This window comes from Mucilaginibacter angelicae (assembly GCF_042434235.1).
Lineage (GTDB): Bacteria > Bacteroidota > Bacteroidia > Sphingobacteriales > Sphingobacteriaceae > Mucilaginibacter > Mucilaginibacter angelicae.
This window is the reverse complement of record NZ_JBHLTS010000080.1, coordinates 101,784-118,523: the sequence shown is the minus strand read 5'-3', so window position 1 is coordinate 118,523 and position 16,740 is coordinate 101,784. Positions and strand designations below refer to the sequence as shown.

Here is a 16,740-nt window from a genome sequence, read left to right as displayed (position 1 = left end):
TGTTAACTTTTTAGCACTGGTAAATTCGGGAACGGGATACTTTGCTTGGCACGTGCTAATGTAAAGCCAAAGGTTGAACCCAGCCCTTCGGTACTGCGCACATTGATGGTTTGCTGGTGGGCTTCAATAATATGCTTTACAATGGCAAGTCCTAAACCCGAGCCACCGATCTGTCTTGAACGGCTGCTATCCGTACGGAAAAAGCGTTCAAATAGCCTGGACAAAAACTTTTCTTCAATGCCAATGCCGTCATCGGTAACTTCAACCAAAACCTGGTCATGAAGTACAAAAAGACTTACCGAGGTACTGCCTTCTTCTTTGCCGTATTTAAACGAGTTATCGATGAGGTTCACCAGCACCTGCCTTATTTTTTCCCTGTCGGCATTTACTACGATAGGCTCATCATATTTTTGTTTAAATATAAGCTTAATGTGGTACTGTTTACCCTTAATCTCCAGCGATTCAAAAACCTCTTTTATCAGGTCGTTAATTTTGAATTTGGTGTAATTGATAGGCATCTCGCCCGATTCAAGTTTTGAAATTTCATCAAGGTCTTTGATCAGGTAGCTGAGGCGGTCAACATTTTTTGAAGCTTTTTCCAAAAACTGGCGGGCCATCTCCCTATCTTCAAAATCATCATCCTGCAAAGCTTCTATATAACCTTGTATAGCGAAAAGCGGGGTTTTAAACTCGTGCGAGATATTGGATAAAAAATCGCGGCGAAATTTTTCCTGCTTACGCAATTCGTCTATTTCAGTCTTTTTTTGTTTGGCCCATTCCTGTACTTCCTGCTCCACATCGGCAATAGGGTTGGCGCTTACGTGTTCGCCAAGGGCATCCCTTAGGTCACGGCCTAATTTGAGGTTGTGGATTAATTTATAAATTAGCTTGATACGGGAGTAGATGTATTTTTCGATGAGGTAATAAAAAACGAAGTAACTTACACCAAGGGCTACCGTGAAGGTAACCATTACATCGTACCATTTATGCTGAAAATAAAAGTTAACGGCTGATAGCGTAATAGCCACGCCAAGCGAGGTTGTTAAAACCAATACACGCAAATTCATAGCGTAAAGCTACGATTTATAGATGATTAACTCCCATCTGAAAGGCCAGCGCCATGTTAATTTAAAGTTATTAATTTGTGCTTTTTTTAATAAAGCTAATAATTCGTGCTTTTTAAAGCCCCGCCTAACCGAAAGCGGCCCATCATTTCGGGCCATGGCATTGCGGGTAAAAACCTGCGTTATGAACACTATGGCATGGTATAAAAGCCAGTGCCTATGCAGATCGGTAATGATGATCCCTTTTTGTGCCGAGGCCTGCATGTTGCAAATAAGCTTAACCCAGCGCTCATCATCAAAATGGTGGGTGAACAGGCTGCAGATGATCACATCGGCCGGTTTAATAAGATAAGCTTCATCAATAACATCGGCCTGGGTAATGCTGATGTTGGTATACCCGGAAGCCTGTTGCCGCGCATAATTAACTGCTGCCGGTGCTGCATCCACGCCGTTAAGATTAAGGTTGATTTGTTTGTTTTTTGCCCATTTGGTGATAGCTATTAAGGTATCCCCGCCGCCACAACCCCAATCGCTTACAGAATAATCATTACTTATAGCGAACTTCTTTAATGACTTGATGATGCTTTTATGACCACCAAATAAAGCGTTCATCTTGCCCAGGCCTTCAAGCACAGGCGTTATTTCGGCCGGTGAAAGATCAAAATCGTCCATGATCTCCAGGGTGTCCGTACGGTAACTTAAATCGGGCATATATTATGAAAACTAAAAGCAGAATGCACAAAGCCAAAAGCTGATGATTTGATTATTAAAGCTATTTATCAACCTTGGATGAAATTTATTAACAAACTCTGTAATACAATACGCTTGAGCTATGCAAATGGTTGGCCGTGCGTTTTACTGATCAGGTATTGCGCTACCGAAGGCAAATGACCGAGGGTGTTTAAGGTGATGGCAGTCATGTTATCATTGCCGAACAAACGCTGCAATTGCCTGCCAACCCAAAGCCTTTGGGCAAATTGTTTGTTCCAGCTTTGAGTATAATCCTGTTCAAGGTTAGTGCGTTTTTCGGGACTAAAGCTGCCTGATTTATAATGGGTGACGATCTTTTCAGAAAGGATTTTGGCCGAATGGATAGCCATGGTCATGCCGTTGCCGCAAAGGGGGGCAATCATCCCGGCGGTATCGCCGCTCATGAAAATGTGGTTATCAACAGGTGCTTTTTTCTCGAACGAGATCTCGTTGATCACCTCGGGTTTATCCAGTAAAAATTTAGCATTACGGAAAATCTCATCCAGGTAAGGGTTTTTGCGGATCACATTCTCTTCCAGGGCCTGTAGGGTGCCGTATTTGCGCAGATCATCACGATGGGCCATATAACACATGCAATACCTGTCGCCATCGGTTTTACTTACGCCGCAATAGCCGTCTTTATAATTATTAAGCTGGATCAAATCCGTAGGGAAATCCATTTGTAAATGGAATTTTACGGCAAGGTAAGGGCTTCGCTTATAAAAGAATGGGCGTTGAAGTTTTTGATCGAGATTTGATCGTTTGCCAAAGGAGCCGATTGCCAGCGGAGCGGTTAATGTTTGACCGGGAGTTACCACTTCAAATTGTTCACCAGCGAAACGGATATCCTCCACCCGGGTACCAACTAAAAAGTTAACCCCTTCGGCAAGGGCTTTCCGGTACAGGAAATTATCGAAGGTAAACCTGCTTAAACCAAAACCACCCAGGTCAAGCTTTTGCGAAAGTTTGGTTCCGGATGCTGCTGTTACCTCCAGCCGATTAATGCGGGCAACGTTGAGTTCATTAAGATCAATATCAAGCGAAGATAAAAAAGGGATCACCTCATTAGAGATGTATTCACCGCAAACGCGGTGCATGGGGTAGGTCTTTTTTTCGATGACTGTAACCTTAAGTCCGGCGCGGTTCAGCAATATGGCGTTGAACAATCCGGCCAGGCCTCCGCCAATTACAATTACATCGCTCATAAAGGTTTAATGCATTTCAAGTATCATCCCTTCAACAGTTAAACCCGGCCCGAAAGCGAAACTCAGGATCTTTTGATCAACCAGGTTACCTGCTTTCAGCATTTTATCCAGTACAAACAAAATAGTGGCCGATGACATATTGCCGTACTCCTGTAAAACCTGGTAAGCAAAGGCATTGCTTTCTTCGGGGAGCTCCAACGCGTCTTCAACGGCCTCCAAAATGGTACGCCCGCCAGGGTGAACGGCATAAGCGGTAATATCATCCATATTGGTTTTGGCCTTTTGCAAAAAGCGCTGGGTAAGGCCTTTGATATGTTTCTTGATTTGTTTGGATACTTTGGAGGTAAGCTTCATTTCAAAACCGGTATTGCCTACATACCAGCCCATCTCGTTGCGGGCCTCGGTAACAAATTCCGAATAGAAGTTTTTTAGGGAAAAGTAATTTCCACTGCCCAACCGGTTAATGGTATTTTCGACCAGTACGGCTGCCGCCCCATCCGAAAAGAGTGAGTTGGCCACCCAATTATCCAGCGTGTTTACTTTTTGAAAGTGCAGGGTGCAAAGCTCAACGCTTACAACAAGCACTTTGGCGCTGGCATCGGCACGACAGATATAGTCGGCCACCTTGAGACCATTTATTGCGCCGTAACAACCCATAAAGTTGATACAGGTGCGTTCGGTATCGCGGTTTAGCTGCAAACGGTCAACCAGTTCAATATCAATACCCGGCGCATGCATGCCGGTGCAGCTGATAGTTACGAGGTGAGTTATACTGCCGGTAATGTCATCACCGAAATTTTGGAGACAGTTTTGGGCTGCATTTACCGCTATTGTAATAGCCTCTTTTTCGTAAAGTTTTAAACGCTTTTGCGTATCGGGGAATGGTTCAAGCCCGGCCGACTGCTCAAAAAAAGTAAAATCGGCAGGGTCACGGTAGCCAAAATCGGGGATCACCGAATAGCGGTAATCAATTCCCGAATGGTCGTAAATTCCCTTTAAACGGGAAGCATTAATTGCATCCAGCCCAAAGGCATTAGCCATAAAATGGTAAATATCCTGCTGGGCAATACGATTGGCGGGATTTGCTATCCCGATAGCACTGATGCAACTCTCCATTAAAAATATATAAACCTGTTTTATTTGCTGATCTCCGCCTCAACCGAAACATTGGCTTCATTTGAAAGGATCAGGTTTTTGCCGCCTATGCCAAAATCTGTCCTTAATATTACGAAGCTCCCTTTCAGCTGAGCCGTGTTACCTGATTCGGTATACGTAAAAGGTATTTCGATCAACTTTGTTTTATCTCTAATAGTTACGTTAAAACTGCCGGTATAGTTGCTCCCACTTTTACGTTTAAACGAAACTGACTTCATGATGATCTTCGGATACTTTGCCACATCAAAATAATCCTCGCTTTTAAGATGGTTATCGCGGCTCTCGTTATCGCTGTTCACCGTATTTGAAGCAACGGATGCTTCAATGGAGCTGCCTGCCAGATCGTTGGGTTTAAACCTGATATCGGCCTGCAAACCACTGAAGATACCGACCACATTAAAGCCCAGGTTTTTGATTTTAAAGCTGATATCTGATTTGGTTACCGTTTGCGCGAAGCCCGCTGTTGCTGCGAAAATTAAAAGTGCTGCTATATAAATTTTCTTCATCATGTTACATTAACGTTGTTTCCAAACATAATAATTTATGCGCTACAATTTTTTGTATTAAAGGTTGTAAGTTTATAACGTTACCGGGGCAACTATAAGTTGCTTTTGAGAGTATTTACCAGCAAACAGCAATAATGAAATTGAAACAATTTATCCCTACCCGGTCGGCATTGGCACATTTGCGGTTTGTATTTTCTGTTTTTTTGCTGCCGGTATACCTGTTTGCCTTTAGCCAGGCGGATACGGTGAAAACCTCAACGGCGGTGCTTGTATTTTTTATCTGGCATTTTTTAGCTTTCCCGGCCAGCAATGGCTACAATAGTTATTTTGATAAGGATGAGGACAGCATTGCCCTATTAGCCAAACCACCCGAAGTGGATATCAGCCTTTACTATTTTTCAATTTTATTGGAGGCTATAGCGTTTTTGCTGGGCTTTATTATTAGCTGGGAGTTTGCCTTTGCTGTGCTTATTTATGGTATTATGTCAAAGCTGTACAGTCATCCGGCTACCCGCTTAAAAAAATATCCAATCATTAGTTTTTTAACGGTATTTATTTTCCAGGGATGTTTTGTTTATTATACAACCTACACCGCTCTTACCGGAACGAGCTTGTTTGGTCATTGGGATTTGGGTTTTATCATTCCCGGAGCTATCAGCTCCTGCCTTATCGGCGCTTCATACCCGCTAACCCAGGTTTACCAGCATGAAGAAGATAGCAGGCGGGGAGATAAAACGCTCAGCATTATTTTAGGTTACAAAGGTTCTTTTATTTTTTCGGGGATCTTGTTTGCGGCGGGGATAGCTTTATCCTGGTACTACTGGCATCTGGCAGGTATGATGCTTAACTTTTACTTTTTCCTGCTGTGTGCCGCGCCGATATTTGTCTTTTTTAACTATTGGTTTTATAAGGTAGGGCAATCAACAACCAATGCTAACTTTAAAAATGCCATGCGCATGAATTTTATCAGCGCGGGCTGCATGCTGATTTATTTTGGGGTGCTGGCGGTGTTTAGTTGAGAGATCTAAAAACCAAAAGCGTCATTGCGAGGTACGAAGCAATCCCCAAGAAGCAGGTAACGTACTTTAGTAGTATGAATTTACATTGTCGTGCTCTTGCTCAATTACTTTTGTCTCGACAGGAGACTATGTACCTGTTAGACCATGAGGGAGATAATACACTACACCCATTTTAAATGTTTAATAACAAACTCGTATAAAAGAATTGCGCCAACAATAATTCCCGCAATCCAATATAAAGTTTCTACCCATGATGCTTTGGTGGGAGTATTTAGTTTGCTATTAATGCTCGTTTGTTTGTCTAAGCTATTGTCAATATTTAGATGAGACTCCTGAATTGTACTATTTACTATAGGTGTTTGGGATTTTTCAAAATTGTAAGTATGATTTACAGGAGCATGTATAACTGGTGTTGATTCAAGCGTTGGCAACAATTCTTTTTCACCAAGTTTTGTAATAGACGCTTTAATACCTGTTTGATATTTTGACCCGAATTGACCCGCCATAGTATCGCACAAAGATGGCGGATGTCCATCCACTTCTATAAATTTTTCTTTTTGTAGATACTCTAATGATTTCCATAAGCTAAGCCTTGTATCATAGCTATCATCTAAAAGTAAGAAAGGAGCGCCAATATCGATTTTATTCGCTTTAGCATTTTGGTTTTTCAGGTGCTCAAGTATTCTAACATCCAAATCTTTTTTATCTATTTCTTCAATAAAGTCAACTCCTTGTGAAGTTAGGATATAGCTGTTGCCATTAGGTTTTAAATATCCTCTGTCAACCAAATAGTTGACTTGATCTATAAATTCCTGAGTACTACTCTTAGATAATGATATTAGCCTGCTCTTGTATTCCAAAAGAAAGGCTCTAATCTGTTCATTGTGCATACTTGAGAGGCTATTGGTTTAGCCTCTCAAGTTATAAAAAATCTTTCATATGCACTTACAGAGTGGTGTATGGCGTTAATTTGTTTTTTAAGGATATCCCAAAGCCTTCAATGCTGTTTGTGTGTATATTCTGCATAGTTTGGGATTGCTTCGTACCTCGCAATGACGCGTTGTGTTATAGCAATTTTCTATTATTGCTTCGCAGCCCAGGCATCCATCTTCGCTTCAAAAACCGCCATTGGCATAGCGCCGTCTTTCAACACCTGGTCATGATATTCGGCGATATTGAATTTGCTGCCTAATTGTTTTTCATACTTTGTGCGCAGTTCGCGGATCTTGAGTGCGCCTATTTTATAGCTCAGGGCCTGACCTGGGATAGCCATATAGCGTTCAATTTCGGCGGTTGCTCCCTGCTCGCTGATGGCTTCGTTATCCATCATGTATTTAATGGCCTGTTCGCGGGTCATGCCTTTGGTGTGGATAGCTACATCAACTACTAAGCGGATAGCGCGGTGAATTTCATCGCCCAATGCGCCCATGTGCTGGTATGGATCGGTATATAAGCCCAGTTCTTTACCTAACGATTCGCAATACAATGCCCAGCCTTCAACATAGGCAGTCTCTCCGCCATCAAACCGGCGGAATTTTGGCAATGAAGCATTTTCCTGGGTTAGCGAGATCTGGTAATGGTGACCGGGGATTGCTTCATGCAAAAACAATGATTCCATGCCCGATGTGGTATTGAACTTAGTAGCGTCCAGTATCGGCACATAAAAAATTCCCGGACGGGTACCATCTGCCGATCCCTGGTTATACTCCGCACTGGCCGACGCTGCACGGAATGCCTCCGTTTGCCTGATCTCGAATGGCGTTTTAGGCACATGGTTAAACATTTTCTTCAGGTTGGGCTCCATGCGTTTATGGATGTTTTCAAAAGCATCAAGCACATCCTTCGGTGTTTTATAAGGCGTAAACTTAGGGTCGGTTTTCATGTATTCGAAAAACGCTTGCAGGTCGCCTTTAAAGCCTACCTTGGTTTTAATGCTGTCCATTAATCCGCGGATACGGGCAACCTCTTTAAGGCCCAGCTGGTAAATTTCTTCCGGGGTTTTATCGGTGGTAGTTTGCTGTTTAACTAAATAGGTGTATTTGGCGGTGCCATCGGGGAGAGACGAAAAGCCAGAGGTAGTGCGCGCATGTGGCAGGTACTGATTTTTCAGGTAATCGGTCAGTTTTTGGTATGTTGGGTTAACTATGGTAGTGATCGCTTTCTTATAAGCTTCGGTCAGTTGTTTTTTATCGGTATCTGAAAAATCCTTGGGCATATTGGTAACCGGGCCGTAGAATAAGCTCTTTTCCACATTGGCCGAAACCAGGTCCTGCATTTCGGGGATCATTTTAACAACCAATGATTTTGGCAATACTACACCTGTATTAATCCCTTTGTTGAAATTTGAGATGGCAGTATCCGCCCAAACCTGGAAAGCTGACAACCGTTTCAGCCAGTCGTTATAATCAACAACCGATTTAAAAGGCTGCGCGCCCGAACCCGAACCCAGCTGCCCCATGGTAATAGGCAGGGCGTAAAACTGGTTAAAGGGCATGTATTCAAAATGATGCTTAAAATTATCAAGTGCCAATTGTACCTCGTAAGTGAAAATATCATATGACAGCTGATCATCGGTGTTTAATTCCGTGCGACTGAAGTTTTTTACTTTAGACAGGTAAACCGAATTGTATTCATAAGCCTTTTTCAAAAACTCTGCCGAGCCATCGTTAGGCAGCAGGTCATTATAACGTCTGTCGCCAATGTATGTAGCATTTAATGGGTAAAGCTTTAAACCATCCTGGAAATAATCTTCAAAAACTTTAGCCAGATCCTTGTTAGCCGGGATGCTGCTGCCGGTATCAGTTGATTTAGGCTGGTTGCAGGCCATAAATGAGCCTGCTATAAATAGCATGAGTAATATTTTTTTCATGAGGGTGTTGATTAAAAGATAAAGCTAAGGAATGGAATGGAGATTTAGAACTTACTTGCTTTGTTTATATTCTTCAATGCCCTGCAAAAGCCTGATTGCATTATTGGGACTTTTAAGAAGATAGAAAGTTTCTTCCATGCTGTTGTATTCAGCTTTCGACATAATTACGATATCTCCATTTTGGGAATCTGTAATCACAATTGGCTTGCGATCTGCACATACCTTATCAAAATACGATTTTATATTTTTCTTAAAATGTTTAATCGTTATTGCTTCCATCTACTAAAGATATAAAACAAAAACAGCATATACGATTAGGTATAAGCTGTTAAATATTTGTTGATTATACTGGATCGAATCAAACTTACGAAGTTTTAAAAACTTCGTAAGTTTTGGATAGCCACTACAATCCCATTTCTTTTTTCAAAAATTTACCGGTAAAGCTGTTTTTTACCTTACACAAACCTTCGGGTGTGCCCGAGAAAAGGATATTACCACCGCCTGAGCCACCTTCAGGGCCAAGGTCAATTACGTGGTCAACCACTTTAATAACATCAAGGTTATGTTCAATAACCAAAACGGTATTGCCTTTGTCAACCAGTTGGTTAAGCACGCCTAACAATACGTTGATATCCTCAAAGTGTAGCCCTGTGGTAGGCTCATCCAGTATATAAAAGGTGTTACCAGTATCTTTTTTGGATAGTTCGGTAGCCAGTTTAACACGCTGTGCTTCGCCGCCCGATAACGTGGTTGATGCCTGGCCTAAAGTGATATAGCCCAAACCTACATCGTTTAGGGTTTTTACTTTGCGGTAGATAGCCGGGATATGCTCAAAAAATGGTGTGGCATCCTCAATGCTCATATCCAGCACATCGCTGATGGATTTGCCGCGGTAGCGTACTTCCAGGGTTTCGCGGTTATACCTTCTGCCACCGCACTCTTCGCAGGGTACCTGCACATCGGGTAAAAAGTTCATTTCAATAACTTTCATACCGGCACCCTGGCAGGTTTCGCAACGGCCGCCCTTTACGTTGAACGAAAAACGCCCCGGTTTATATCCCCTGATCCTTGACTCGGGTAGTGCCACAAACAAATTGCGGATATCCGAGAACACCCCCGTATAAGTAGCCGGGTTTGAACGCGGGGTACGACCAATAGGCGTCTGATCGATCTCAATTACTTTATCGATATGTTCAAGGCCTTCAATTTTTTCATAAGGCAGCGGATGTTTCTTAGCCCTGAAAAAATGATGGTTCAGGATAGGGTATAAAGTTTCGGTAATTAAACTCGATTTACCACTGCCCGATACACCGGTTATGCCGATCAGCTTACCCAAAGGGAAATCAACCGATACCTTTTTCAGGTTATGCCCCGTAGCTTTTTTCAGGCTCAGGGTTTTACCGTTGCCTTCTCGGCGTTTTTTAGGGACTGCAATTTCACGCTCGCCGTTAATGTATGAGGTAGTGAGGGTATGCTGTTTCATGAGCTGGGCCGGTGTGCCTTGAGCAACAACCTGGCCGCCATGTACGCCTGCTGCCGGGCCCATGTCAATTACATGGTCGGCTTCCAGTATCATGTCTTTATCGTGCTCAACTACCAGTACGGTGTTGCCCAGATCGCGAAGATTTTTGAGGGCATTGATCAGCCGCTCATTATCGCGTTGGTGCAGGCCGATGCTTGGCTCATCCAAAATGTACATCACATTCATTAACTGCGAACCAATTTGCGTTGCCAGCCTGATGCGCTGTGCCTCGCCACCCGAAAGTGTTTTTGCCGTACGGTCGAGTGTTAAATAGCTCAAGCCAACATCAAGCAGAAACACGATGCGTGCGCGGATCTCTTTCAGGATTTCTTTGGCAATAACGTTCTGACGTTCAGATAAGCGATCTTCCAATCCGTCAAACCATTCCTGCAGGTGGTTGATATCCATGCAGGCCAGTTCAAAGATATTTTTGCCATCAACCTTAAAGTGCAATGATTCCTTTTTTAACCTTGCGCCCTCGCAAACCGGGCAGGTACGGAGTACGCGGTAGTTCTCCATATCGTCCATGCCTTCGTCGTTACGGCGTTCCTGCTGCTCTTCCAGCATGCGGATGATACCTTCGAAAGTGATCTGGTAGCTTTGAACGTTCCATTTGTTATATTCTACGGCAACGCTCAGTGTTTCAGGCGCTCCGTTCAGGATCATATCCAGTTGATCGCGGTTGAGTTTTTCGATAGGGGTTGAGAGCGAGAATTCATATTTTTTAGCCAGGGACTTCAGCACCTGGAAAATCCATGTTTCGCGGTATTCACCTATCGGGGCTAAACCGCCATTCATGATACTCAGTTTTGGGTTGGGGATCACTGAAGCTTCATCAACCTCAAAAATATAACCCAGTCCATTACATTTTTCGCATGCGCCATAAGGCGAGTTAAACGAAAAGGTATTTGGTTGAGGTTCATCGTACGAGATGCCCGAAACCGGGTCCATCAGGTACTTACTATAATAAGATACATTATTGTCTTTATCGCCAATGCGGATGATGCCTTTGGCAATTTTGAGGGCCTGCTGTACAGAAGTATACAAACGTTTGCTGTCTTTTTCGCTAACTACCAAACGGTCAACCACAATATCAATATCATGGATCTTGTAACGGTCAACCTGCATCTTAGGCTCAACATCGGCAATGGCGCCATCTATCCAAACTTTTAAAAAGCCTTGTTTCCGGATAGACTCAAACAATTCGCGGTAATGGCCTTTGCGCGCCTTTACCACCGGGGCCAGGATGTTAACCGGCTGCCCGTCGAATTTTTCGCTGATGGTTTTCAGGATCTGGTCTTCGCTCATGCGCTCCATCTTTTCGCCGGTGGTGTACGAGTAAGCATCGCCGGTACGGGCAAAAAGTAAACGCATAAAATCGTAGATCTCGGTAATGGTGCCTACGGTTGAACGCGGGTTTTTGCTGGTGGTTTTTTGCTCAATCGCAATAACCGGGCTCAGACCTGATACCTTATCTACATCCGGCCGTTCCATGCCACCCATGAACTGGCGCGAGTAGGCCGAAAATGTTTCCATATAACGGCGCTGTCCCTCGGCATAAATGGTATCAAATGCCAGTGACGATTTGCCACTGCCGCTTAAGCCGGTAATTACCACCAACTGGTTGCGCGGAAACGAAACATCTATATTTTTCAGGTTATGCACCCGGGCACCATAAACTTCAACTTCACTTTGCTCGCCCAGGTCAACAAGAGGTTTTGTACTCATACTTTATTAATATGGATTTATTGACATTGTTTGAAGCTAATTATTATAGTTGCCAGATTTTTACAAAATGCTGTTTTCCTAAAATTTTTGGCTTAAACCATCAATAGTTTGCTACAAATATAAGCAAAAAAGGCCGATCATCCATCCAGGATAACCGGCCTCAAAGTGCTCCGTAATGTAATCTTTTAATTAATTTACAGTATGATTACCTGCTGTTAATTAATTGCCAGCAACTGTGATGCAGGCGGGATATAAAAATAATTATCATACCCGTGCTGCTTTGGCTGCTCAATAACTGCTTTCATGGCAATGAGCTTGTAAACATATGAACCGGTTTCGCGGTTCAGCTTCATGCGGAAATAGTTATCTTCATTTTGCCTGTTAATGGCGCGTGCTAATTTGATCGAGCCATTGTTGTAGGCGGCAGCCGCCAGTGTCCAGCTGTTAAATTCATCGTATAGTTCTTTGATATACTTGCAGGCTGCAATGGTTGATTTGCGAAGGTTTTTCCGCTCATCAACACCATGGCCTACCCTAAGTCCGTAGGTACGTGCTGTACCCGGCATAAATTGCCAAAAACCCGACGCGCCTTTTGGTGATGTACCTCCTTGAAGGCCCGACTCAACCAATGGGATGTACTTAAAATCTTCAGGGATGCCATAAAACTTTAAAATTGGCTCAATAATCGGGAACCATAGTTCGGCTTTTCTGTGTAACACATTGCTCTGCACGTTTTTAAAGGCGTGCTGCATGAGCGATTTGTTAAGTTTACGCGTAACCCTTGCGTCATTAACTGGTAAAGCTTCGTTGGCAAAGTTATAAGCAGTTGCCTTTGTGCTTTTAATAAAAATAAAATTCGAGGTTCGGTGGCTTAAAGAGGCCTTTTGTGCGCCCTTTTCAGTATCTGTTTTACCGAAAATATTAAGCTTTGAAATGAGAACCAGCACCAGTGTTACGGAGCACGTAAGTAAGTGTTTTTTAATCATTTCTTTTCTTATCATTTAACTATACATTTGGTAGAATGTGCTGCAAAGGTATGTCATACAAATCACATAATCAAATACTTAGGATTTTGCTAACTTTTTTAGACATGGTTTTCGGTTCAAAAACGGCGTTTAAAACAGTTTAAACGTGGATTTTGCAGGAGGATATTTTTTTAATCTTTTTAGATAAAAATTGCCAAAAAAGCGTAACTTTGACCCTCACGCTGCGAAAGCGCTAAACAAAAAATTATGGTATTTAAGAGACCAGCAGGTAGTCGCGACGACAAACCCGGAAAGTCGTCATCAAGGAGTTCAAGATCCGACGACCGACCAAAAAAATCAGCATCAACCCCAAAAGGTAAAGCTACTCCAAACGGAGAGAAAAAGATACTTTCCAGGCCGGAAAAAACATTCCAAAGCAACAGGTTCAGTGACGATAAGCCCAAAAGCAGTTTTAGGGATGGTGCATCATCTGGCGCTAAAAGATCAGGTGCTAAGCCAAGGCCTTACTCAGGCAGGCCAACCGGCGACAGTGAAGACAGGCCAAAAAGAAATTTTGGCGGTGATAGCACTGGCGAAAGGAAATCATTTAGCGGAGGCCCGCGTAAACCTTACAGCGGCAGACCAACAGCCGGTGATAGCGAAAGGCCGAAAAGAAGTTTCGGCGGCGACTCACAGGGCGAAAAGAAACCTTACTTATCTCCGCGCACCCGTTCATCAGCAAGCTTTGAGGGTAAACCTAAAAGAAGCTTTGGTGGCGATGCAGGCGGCGAACGTAAATTTGCACCAAGAGGAACCGAAGGTGGCGAGCGCAAGTTTGCACCAAGATCAACTGAAGGTGGTGAACGTAAATTTGCACCAAGATCAACCGAGGGAGGTGGATTTAAAAAACGCGAAGGTGGTTTTAAAGAGAAATCACCATTTGGCGAAAGGCCGGCACACAGGCCGCATGACAGGGAAAACCTGCAGGATGCACCTAAAACCATGCGTGGCCGTAAAAGCCCTGCTAAAAAAGCAGAAGACGACGGGCTGATCCGCCTGAACCGTTATATATCAAACGCGGGTATTTGCTCACGCCGTAAGGCTGATGAGCTGATTGCTGCAGGCGTGGTATCTGTAAACGGCGAAGTGATAACCGAATTGGGTACCAAAGTTGATCCGTTTAAGGATACTATTAAATACAACGGCGAAACGCTGAAGCGCGAAAAAATGGTTTATGTATTATTAAATAAACCAAAGGATTATATCACTACAACCGATGATCCGCAGGAGCGCCGTACAGTAATGCACCTGGTTGAAAAAGCTACCCGCGAGCGTATTTACCCGGTTGGCCGCCTTGACCGTAACACTACCGGTTTGTTATTAATGACAAACGATGGTGATTTGGCCGATAAACTTTCGCACCCGCGTAACAGCATCACTAAACTATACCAGGTTGAATTAAGCAAAAGCTTAAGCCAGGGCGATATGAACAAACTTGCCTTTGGCGTTGAGCTTGAGGACGGTGTGATTAAGCCCGATTCAGTATCATACGTAACAGGCGGTTCAAAACGCGAAGTTGGGATCCAGATCCACAGCGGTAAAAACCGTGTTGTGCGCCGTATGTTTGAGCACCTTGGTTACGAAGTGGTAAAACTTGACAGGGTGGTTTATGCCAACCTAACCAAAAAAGACCTTCCACGTGGCCGCTGGCGTTACCTTGATGAAAAAGAGGTGATCCAGTTAAAACACCTGATGAAATAAAAAAAATGCCCCGCTAATCCGCGGGGCATTTTTTTTGTCTATTTTGCTATCTTGCACAGCAATAACCATCATTTAATCAACCATGAAGAAACTTCTTTTGATCATAGCTATGCTTTCACCGGCAATAACATTCGCACAAAATAAAAAAACGGGGCCTAAAACTTTCGATCTTGTGGTAGGTACCTATACTACCGGCAAAAGTAAGGGCATTGTGGTGTACCGCTTTTATGCCGAAACAGGCAAACTGGCTTACCTTAGTGAAATTGATGGTGTTAACAATCCATCATATTTAACATTAAGCGCTAATAATAAATTTATTTATGCCGTTAATGAATTGCCTAAAGGCGAGGTAAGCGCATTTTCATTTGAGCCTAAAACCGGCAAGATGACTTTTATCAACAAGCAGTCAACTTTAGGTGCCGATCCATGCTACATCTCGGTTGATAAAGCACAGAAAAACCTGCTTATTGCCAATTACTCAAGCGGTACTGTTGCGGTAATGCCTTTAAATAAGGATGGCTCAATAGCTAATGGGATCCAAACCGTGCACGATGATGGTCATAGTGTAAACAAAGAGCGCCAGGAATCGGCCCATGCACATATGGCTGTCCTTACACCCGATGAAAAGTATGTATTATATAATGATCTGGGTACCGATAAAATAAACGTTTTCCGTTATCGCCCCTCAAAAGAACCCCGCATTGAACCGGCGACACCTGCCTTTGTAAGTGTTACCCCCGGCGAAGGCCCGAGGCACCTTGAGTTTTCGGCCGATAAAAAGACCGTTTACGTGGTGACCGAAATGGGATCGAATGTTATCGCGTTTGATTACAATAACGGTAAGCTAAAACAAAAGCAATCCATCACTATGCTGCCTGATGGTTTCAGCGGACAAACTGCGGGCGCTGCTATCCACCTGTCGCCTGATGGACGTTTCCTGTATGCTTCAAACCGTTTGGAAACCAACGAGATCAATATTTATGCTGTAAACCAGGAAACAGGTTTGCTTACTTTTGTAGCCCGCCAATCTACCTACGGTAAAAACCCCCGCGATTTTGCCATCGACCCAACAGGTAACTTCCTGATAGTGGCTAACCAGAACAGCGATAACATGTGGGTATTCAGGATAGATCAAAACACCGGCAAGCTTGCCCAAACAGGTATCAAAGTTGATATCGGCAACCCGGTATGCTTAAAATTTGCACCAGCGGAATAGGGAGGTGAAAGGATAAAGGTAAAAGGCGAAAGGCTTTTGCAAGGTTTAATAAGAAAGGCGAAGTTGTAAAACTTCGCCTTTGTGTTTTTTATCAAATAGAAAGGTACCTTTTACTTTTCACCTCAAAAATTACGGGTTTTTAGTAAATGAATAAACAATGTACCCGGTGGTATTGCCCACAGTAACGGGTGATTTCAGCGTCATGGTAGAGCCATCGTTGGTTGCTATATCCAGGCGGTAACCTTCGGCTACGTTTTTGGCTTTATCGCCTTCGTAAAGTTTTTTGAACTGGAATTGGGTACCTGTTGTACCGCCGTTATAAACCGACCAGAATATAGTTTGGGATGTTCCGTTGGTTAAAGTGTAGATGCCGTTACCGCTGTTGGTTAACTTCCATGTGCTGCCAACAAAAGCTTCGGGAGGAGCCTGATCAAATACGCTTTGTACTGCATTTTGTACAAGGCCATCATAACTTACATTATTACAGGTCCAGGTACCAACAAATTTACCGCGCGATACATTGGATGTAGTGGTGTTTTTAGGTGCAGAACAGGCCGAAATGACCAAAATAAGCGAGAAGATTGCGATTGAGGTTTGAATTAACTTTTTCATGACAGTATATTTTTATGCATAAATAGCATAAATCCTGCCAAAGTGAGCAATTATAAGTTCACCGCTTGCTGCCGGGCGCGTTTTTCTAATTCATTTAACCTTTTGTTTATAGATTCAGCAATCTGATCGGCCTCCCGAACCTTTTTAAGGCTATTAATAAACTTAGGGTTTGTGTCCCTTTCCGATAAAATTTTACCGATCTGCTTAATAATGTTCATAGGTTATTCCTTATAGCTCTATTTTACGATGTGAATACAGCTAAGGTTGCGTTAATTTTAAAATATTGAATAAAATTCAGTTAAACGTTTTATCAGCACACTCCAATTGCTTTAAACACGCTAAGAGAGGAACGTGCAAAAGCAGCTTGC

15 protein-coding genes are annotated in these 16,740 nt (G+C 43.2%); 3 read left to right on the top strand and 12 right to left on the bottom strand.

The window, feature by feature from the left end; translation table 11 throughout:
* Nucleotides 1-2 precede the first annotated feature (2 nt).
* The 5 genes from ACFFGT_RS31870 to ACFFGT_RS31850 form a co-directional block, all read right to left on the bottom strand.
* Nucleotides 3-1,067 (bottom strand): sensor histidine kinase, encoded by a 1,065-nt coding sequence (locus ACFFGT_RS31870; RefSeq protein WP_377026563.1) that lies wholly within the window; start codon nt 1,065-1,067, stop codon nt 3-5.
* 9 nt (nt 1,068-1,076) lie between these two features.
* Nucleotides 1,077-1,775 (bottom strand): methyltransferase domain-containing protein, encoded by a 699-nt coding sequence (locus ACFFGT_RS31865; protein WP_377026562.1) that lies wholly within the window; start codon nt 1,773-1,775, stop codon nt 1,077-1,079.
* 119 nt (nt 1,776-1,894) lie between these two features.
* On the bottom strand, nt 1,895-3,019 hold the full coding sequence (locus ACFFGT_RS31860) for an NAD(P)/FAD-dependent oxidoreductase (RefSeq protein WP_377026561.1): 1,125 nt from the start codon (nt 3,017-3,019) through the stop codon (nt 1,895-1,897).
* Between the two features lie 6 nt (nt 3,020-3,025).
* Nucleotides 3,026-4,135 carry a type III polyketide synthase gene (locus tag ACFFGT_RS31855; protein ID WP_377026560.1) on the bottom strand — a complete coding sequence of 370 codons (1,110 nt, stop codon included), beginning with the start codon at nt 4,133-4,135 and terminating at the stop codon, nt 3,026-3,028.
* A 20-nt stretch (nt 4,136-4,155) separates the two neighbouring features.
* Complete coding sequence (locus ACFFGT_RS31850) at nt 4,156-4,683, bottom strand: YceI family protein (protein ID WP_377026559.1); 528 nt, start codon at nt 4,681-4,683, stop codon at nt 4,156-4,158.
* A 131-nt stretch (nt 4,684-4,814) separates the two neighbouring features.
* Between ACFFGT_RS31850 and ACFFGT_RS31845 the strand changes: the two genes are divergently transcribed.
* On the top strand, nt 4,815-5,699 hold the full coding sequence (locus ACFFGT_RS31845) for a UbiA family prenyltransferase (protein ID WP_377026558.1): 885 nt from the start codon (nt 4,815-4,817) through the stop codon (nt 5,697-5,699).
* Nucleotides 5,700-5,860: 161 nt separating this feature from the next.
* On the opposite strand, the gene ACFFGT_RS31840 is transcribed toward ACFFGT_RS31845, so the two are convergent.
* From ACFFGT_RS31840 to ACFFGT_RS31820, 5 genes are all read right to left on the bottom strand, one after another.
* On the bottom strand, nt 5,861-6,589 hold the full coding sequence (locus ACFFGT_RS31840; protein ID WP_377026557.1) for a hypothetical protein: 729 nt from the start codon (nt 6,587-6,589) through the stop codon (nt 5,861-5,863).
* Nucleotides 6,590-6,780: 191 nt separating this feature from the next.
* Entirely contained in the window at nt 6,781-8,568 is a 1,788-nt protein-coding gene (locus ACFFGT_RS31835; protein WP_377026556.1) for a DUF885 domain-containing protein, read from the bottom strand.
* A gap of 51 nt (nt 8,569-8,619) precedes the next feature.
* Entirely contained in the window at nt 8,620-8,847 is a 228-nt protein-coding gene (locus ACFFGT_RS31830; RefSeq protein WP_377026555.1) for a type II toxin-antitoxin system Phd/YefM family antitoxin, read from the bottom strand.
* Between the two features lie 124 nt (nt 8,848-8,971).
* Nucleotides 8,972-11,818 carry an excinuclease ABC subunit UvrA gene (gene uvrA, locus ACFFGT_RS31825; RefSeq protein ID WP_377026554.1) on the bottom strand — a complete coding sequence of 949 codons (2,847 nt, stop codon included), beginning with the start codon at nt 11,816-11,818 and terminating at the stop codon, nt 8,972-8,974.
* Between the two features lie 215 nt (nt 11,819-12,033).
* On the bottom strand, nt 12,034-12,819 hold the full coding sequence (locus tag ACFFGT_RS31820; RefSeq protein WP_377026553.1) for a lytic transglycosylase domain-containing protein: 786 nt from the start codon (nt 12,817-12,819) through the stop codon (nt 12,034-12,036).
* 231 nt (nt 12,820-13,050) lie between these two features.
* Between ACFFGT_RS31820 and ACFFGT_RS31815 the strand changes: the two genes are divergently transcribed.
* Nucleotides 13,051-14,544: a pseudouridine synthase gene (locus tag ACFFGT_RS31815; RefSeq protein ID WP_377026552.1), complete on the top strand. Its 1,494-nt coding sequence runs from the start codon at nt 13,051-13,053 to the stop codon at nt 14,542-14,544.
* An 82-nt stretch (nt 14,545-14,626) separates the two neighbouring features.
* Entirely contained in the window at nt 14,627-15,760 is a 1,134-nt protein-coding gene (locus tag ACFFGT_RS31810; protein WP_377026551.1) for a lactonase family protein, read from the top strand.
* Nucleotides 15,761-15,889: 129 nt separating this feature from the next.
* Here ACFFGT_RS31810 and ACFFGT_RS31805 read toward each other — a convergent pair whose 3' ends face one another.
* Both ACFFGT_RS31805 and ACFFGT_RS31800 read right to left on the bottom strand, forming a co-directional pair.
* On the bottom strand, nt 15,890-16,372 hold the full coding sequence (locus tag ACFFGT_RS31805) for a hypothetical protein (RefSeq protein WP_377026550.1): 483 nt from the start codon (nt 16,370-16,372) through the stop codon (nt 15,890-15,892).
* A 50-nt stretch (nt 16,373-16,422) separates the two neighbouring features.
* Entirely contained in the window at nt 16,423-16,590 is a 168-nt protein-coding gene (locus ACFFGT_RS31800; RefSeq protein WP_377026549.1) for a hypothetical protein, read from the bottom strand.
* Nucleotides 16,591-16,740: the final 150 nt, after the last annotated feature.

Excerpts from the sequence above, each read along its gene's own strand:
- ACFFGT_RS31870 (WP_377026563.1), bottom strand. The coding sequence starts at position 1,067 with ATGAATTTGCGTGTATTGGTTTTAACAACCTCGCTTGGCGTGGCTATT.
- ACFFGT_RS31865 (WP_377026562.1), bottom strand. The coding sequence starts at position 1,775 with ATGCCCGATTTAAGTTACCGTACGGACACCCTGGAGATCATGGACGAT.
- ACFFGT_RS31860 (WP_377026561.1), bottom strand. The coding sequence starts at position 3,019 with ATGAGCGATGTAATTGTAATTGGCGGAGGCCTGGCCGGATTGTTCAAC.
- ACFFGT_RS31855 (WP_377026560.1), bottom strand. The coding sequence starts at position 4,135 with ATGGAGAGTTGCATCAGTGCTATCGGGATAGCAAATCCCGCCAATCGT.
- ACFFGT_RS31850 (WP_377026559.1), bottom strand. The coding sequence starts at position 4,683 with ATGATGAAGAAAATTTATATAGCAGCACTTTTAATTTTCGCAGCAACA.
- ACFFGT_RS31845 (WP_377026558.1), top strand. The coding sequence starts at position 4,815 with ATGAAATTGAAACAATTTATCCCTACCCGGTCGGCATTGGCACATTTG.
- ACFFGT_RS31840 (WP_377026557.1), bottom strand. The coding sequence starts at position 6,589 with ATGCACAATGAACAGATTAGAGCCTTTCTTTTGGAATACAAGAGCAGG.
- ACFFGT_RS31835 (WP_377026556.1), bottom strand. The coding sequence starts at position 8,568 with ATGAAAAAAATATTACTCATGCTATTTATAGCAGGCTCATTTATGGCC.
- ACFFGT_RS31830 (WP_377026555.1), bottom strand. The coding sequence starts at position 8,847 with ATGGAAGCAATAACGATTAAACATTTTAAGAAAAATATAAAATCGTAT.
- uvrA (WP_377026554.1), bottom strand. The coding sequence starts at position 11,818 with ATGAGTACAAAACCTCTTGTTGACCTGGGCGAGCAAAGTGAAGTTGAA.
- ACFFGT_RS31820 (WP_377026553.1), bottom strand. The coding sequence starts at position 12,819 with ATGATAAGAAAAGAAATGATTAAAAAACACTTACTTACGTGCTCCGTA.
- ACFFGT_RS31815 (WP_377026552.1), top strand. The coding sequence starts at position 13,051 with ATGGTATTTAAGAGACCAGCAGGTAGTCGCGACGACAAACCCGGAAAG.
- ACFFGT_RS31810 (WP_377026551.1), top strand. The coding sequence starts at position 14,627 with ATGAAGAAACTTCTTTTGATCATAGCTATGCTTTCACCGGCAATAACA.
- ACFFGT_RS31805 (WP_377026550.1), bottom strand. The coding sequence starts at position 16,372 with ATGAAAAAGTTAATTCAAACCTCAATCGCAATCTTCTCGCTTATTTTG.
- ACFFGT_RS31800 (WP_377026549.1), bottom strand. The coding sequence starts at position 16,590 with ATGAACATTATTAAGCAGATCGGTAAAATTTTATCGGAAAGGGACACA.